The organism is Bacillus sp. TL12, from assembly GCF_022625245.1.
In the GTDB taxonomy this organism is placed as follows: domain Bacteria; phylum Bacillota; class Bacilli; order Bacillales; family Bacillaceae_G; genus Bacillus_A.
This window is the reverse complement of the sequence record NZ_JAJJBY010000112.1, coordinates 1-3,264: the sequence shown is the minus strand read 5'-3', so window position 1 is coordinate 3,264 and position 3,264 is coordinate 1. Positions and strand designations below refer to the sequence as shown.

General features: G+C 37.6%; 3 protein-coding genes. All 3 read right to left on the bottom strand.

The annotated features are described in order from the left end of the window. Nucleotides 1-181: 181 nt before the first annotated feature. Complete coding sequence (locus LOK41_RS27680) at nt 182-2,008, bottom strand: alpha/beta fold hydrolase (RefSeq protein WP_241819307.1); 1,827 nt, start codon at nt 2,006-2,008, stop codon at nt 182-184. Between the two features lie 59 nt (nt 2,009-2,067). Further along, entirely contained in the window at nt 2,068-2,652 is a 585-nt protein-coding gene (locus LOK41_RS27675; protein ID WP_241819306.1) for a TetR/AcrR family transcriptional regulator, read from the bottom strand. Nucleotides 2,653-3,093: 441 nt separating this feature from the next. Then, the gene (locus LOK41_RS29055) at nt 3,094-3,216 is read right to left on the bottom strand and encodes a hypothetical protein (protein ID WP_277818790.1); all 123 of its coding nucleotides are present in this window, start codon (nt 3,214-3,216) and stop codon (nt 3,094-3,096) included. Between the last annotated feature and the right edge of the window lie 48 nt (nt 3,217-3,264).

The window sequence follows — 3,264 nt, the reverse complement described above, 5'->3', positions numbered from 1 at the left end:
TTCATTTACCAACCTGTTTATGCTTTTTTCAAACTTTGCAACAGAACCAGTTTAACCATCATCATGTTCATGGAACTTTAGGTTATTTAAGTCCAGTTGAGTTCAGAAAACGAGCCCTTAAAAAAGCAGTCTGAATTTGTGTTGACAATCCACACCTCCATCAATACTATCAAAAGAACCTTTATACTGTTACAGCTTGAGAAATCCATTGAGCAGTTAGTTCAGGAGATTCAACAGGAAACTGATGACCGTACTGAATACGTGTAATATCCAAGTGTTCAAACTGCTTTGGGACATGATGATCTTTGTCCAAAGCTCCCCATAGTATCTTAATTTTCCTCTTATCCCATGTCTCGGGATTTAACTGAATGGATTTTGATATAGTTAAGCAAGACATGACCGTAGCGTTAGTTTTACGTATACGGGGGGATTTTAAATCACGGACCACAGAATGAGCGTAATTACTCAATAACTGACTGGATGTTCTGAAGCTATTGGCTTGAAGTAGCTCTTTTTCCAAACGGGCGGGATCCATATATTTTAGAACGAAACTTGTAATACGTCGAAATCTATATTTAGGTTGGATAGGATGCAGTACTGGCTGCAATAAAATGAGTTGTTTGATCAGTGAGGGCAGCCGTTCCATCACTTGAGCCGCAATCAATCCGCCAAATGAATGCCCCACTAATATAACGGGTCTGTTCAACTCAGTGATCATAGTGGAAATGCTCTCTACATAGCCTTCTAGCACAGAAGGATTATGGTGATAAGGGGTACGCCCAAATCCAGGTAAATCTACGAACCAAGTATTTAAACTGCTTAAAAATTGTGAGAGGGGCAAAAGGGCATCAGCATTGCTGAACGTCCCATGAAGAAAAATAATAGGCGTTTCATTCCTATCTTTCTCTAGCGAAACTAAGTTAGCCCTTCTTCGTTGACTAAAATCTTTCTGCTCATTTTGATTCAGGCCTAAATGATTTAACCGATAATCCAAATCACTAATGATAAAAGGGAGCGTGGACGGAACTACGAATGAATTTCTGCCGTTCCTTTGTTCTATTTCTAATTTACTGTAAACAGGGAATTCCGACTTAACAAGAAAACTCATGGATTCTTTAGGAATACCAAGCATCTTACCAGCACCCATTCTAAGCACAGTTTTCAATAACGGAAGCGGTATAGTTCCTAACGGCTTTGTTGTCTGCAATTCGTGTGCCATGAGTTTGATGAAAGTTCGGATCGACGGACTCTCTTGCTTAGAATCTAAAAGATAGTAGGTATTGCTTGATAACCCTTCTGTATTAGCAAGTTTTGAAATAAACGAAGCCACATGATCAATATGAACCATTGGTAACCAATAATCGTCGCCGCCTGGAACAAGCGGCATAAGATTTCGCCTTACGGCATCGACTAAGATACTAAGGCCTCCAATCTGTTCTGTTTTCCCTGAGAAGGAGTCTCCGACGATTACACTAGGATTAACAGTAGATAAGGGAATGCTCATGTTATGAAGAGATTTTCGTATATAAGAGTCTGCTAAAAACTTCATTTTTTCATAAGGCGGTTGATTGTCCAGCAAATGATCTAGATCCAACAATGCATTTTGTTCATGATAGGGACTCATAAAGCCTGCGACATGGATAAAATGCTTTAATTCTTTTGCAGCGTGGATATCCTGTGCTAGCCGAGCAAGGGATTTTGCAGGGGCGAGGAAAGACTGCTCAGCTTCACTGAGGTTCAACTCAATATTCATTGGACCTCCTGCATGAATAATTAGATCAGTTGCAAGTAATTGCTTGTAGCTGTCATCACTTAAACCTAATCGAGGCTGCGTTAGATCACCGATAACAGGAACAATGTTGTTCTGTTGATCGGGTGCCAGTTGATTGATGATGGTAAGAAGACGATTTTTTTGACGTACAAGTGCATAAATCTGATGCTGAGAAGCTAACTCAGCGATTAAATGATGTCCAATATAACCAGTTCCGCCGGTCATGAAGATTTTCATAATAAAAACACTCCTTTATTATTTTATAGTACTAACTAGTACTAATATATCTAAAAATATTACTTTAGCATGGAAGCTAAAGCAGGAAATAAATTTTTGATCATATCTTGGTTGTTAGAAGCTTGAGCCAAGAAGAGAGCACCCTCAATAGAGGAGACAATCAACATAGCTGTTTGTTTAACGGGCAGCTCTTCCTTTAGTTCTTGTCGTGCAATCCCTTGGGCTAAAATCAATTCAACACCATGCAGCTGTTTTTCAAAAAAACTCTTGATTCTATCTCTAATTTCAACCGCGTCAATAGGCGTCTGTGTATACAGAGTCAGGAAAGGACAACCGCCAAGGTAGTTATTTTGTTCAATAGTATCGCTTAAAATGTGGAGTACCGCTTCTAATTTCTCCTGAACGGTGAGCTCAGTTTGAGACACAATATAATTAATTCGCTGCTCGTAATGTGCTATCAACTGATTAACAATAGCGAGCAGCAGCTCCTCCTTGCTCTTAAAATAATAATAAATGTTCGTTTTTGAAACTTTGCTATGTGCGACTATGTCGTCCATACTTGTTGCCAGAAAACCTTTAGTAAGAAACAATGTAAAAGCGGATTGCAGAGCAATATCTTTATTGCTAAGTGTATTTTTCTTCATATTAGTACTATACAGTACTAGAAATAGAGAGTCAAGGGAATGATTGATGAAACACATACACGTATGAAGTTAGTTGGAATATGTATTGTTTAAATAGCCAGCGGGTGGTGACAGGTACTAATTTTTTAACGATTTGGCACAACCAAACACTTAGTTTGCATTTTCCATTAAAAGTATCTTGCGTTATCTCTTCAGAAAGGGTTGCATCTCTACACAAAGAAAAAACATATTTGTAAACCGTACCAAAGTATTGTTGATAAATCTCATTATATTCTGTCACATTATCACCACGCTTTCATATATAAGATTCCCCAAACACAAAAACGTTACAAAAAAATCTATTGTTTCTTATAGCCTGTTGAGTAACTAACCAACAATAAAACTAACCCTTGTATTTATGGAGAGGTTTTGATTTTTTACTGCAGCTTCATCGTGCATTTTTTAAGGAGTGAATTTTACTGCAACTTTTTTAACTTTACTTGTATTAATTTTTTTACCAACATATATCCCAGCACCGATCACAATTGTTACACCTGTTGCTAATAATGCTACTGGATAACTCATGGTACAAAATATTTTAAGAGTTTTTCCGTTTATATGAACTAAAGTTCA

Excerpts from the sequence above, each read along its gene's own strand:
- LOK41_RS27680 (WP_241819307.1), bottom strand. The coding sequence starts at position 2,008 with ATGAAAATCTTCATGACCGGCGGAACTGGTTATATTGGACATCATTTA.
- LOK41_RS27675 (WP_241819306.1), bottom strand. The coding sequence starts at position 2,652 with ATGAAGAAAAATACACTTAGCAATAAAGATATTGCTCTGCAATCCGCT.
- LOK41_RS29055 (WP_277818790.1), bottom strand. The coding sequence starts at position 3,216 with ATGAGTTATCCAGTAGCATTATTAGCAACAGGTGTAACAATTGTGATC.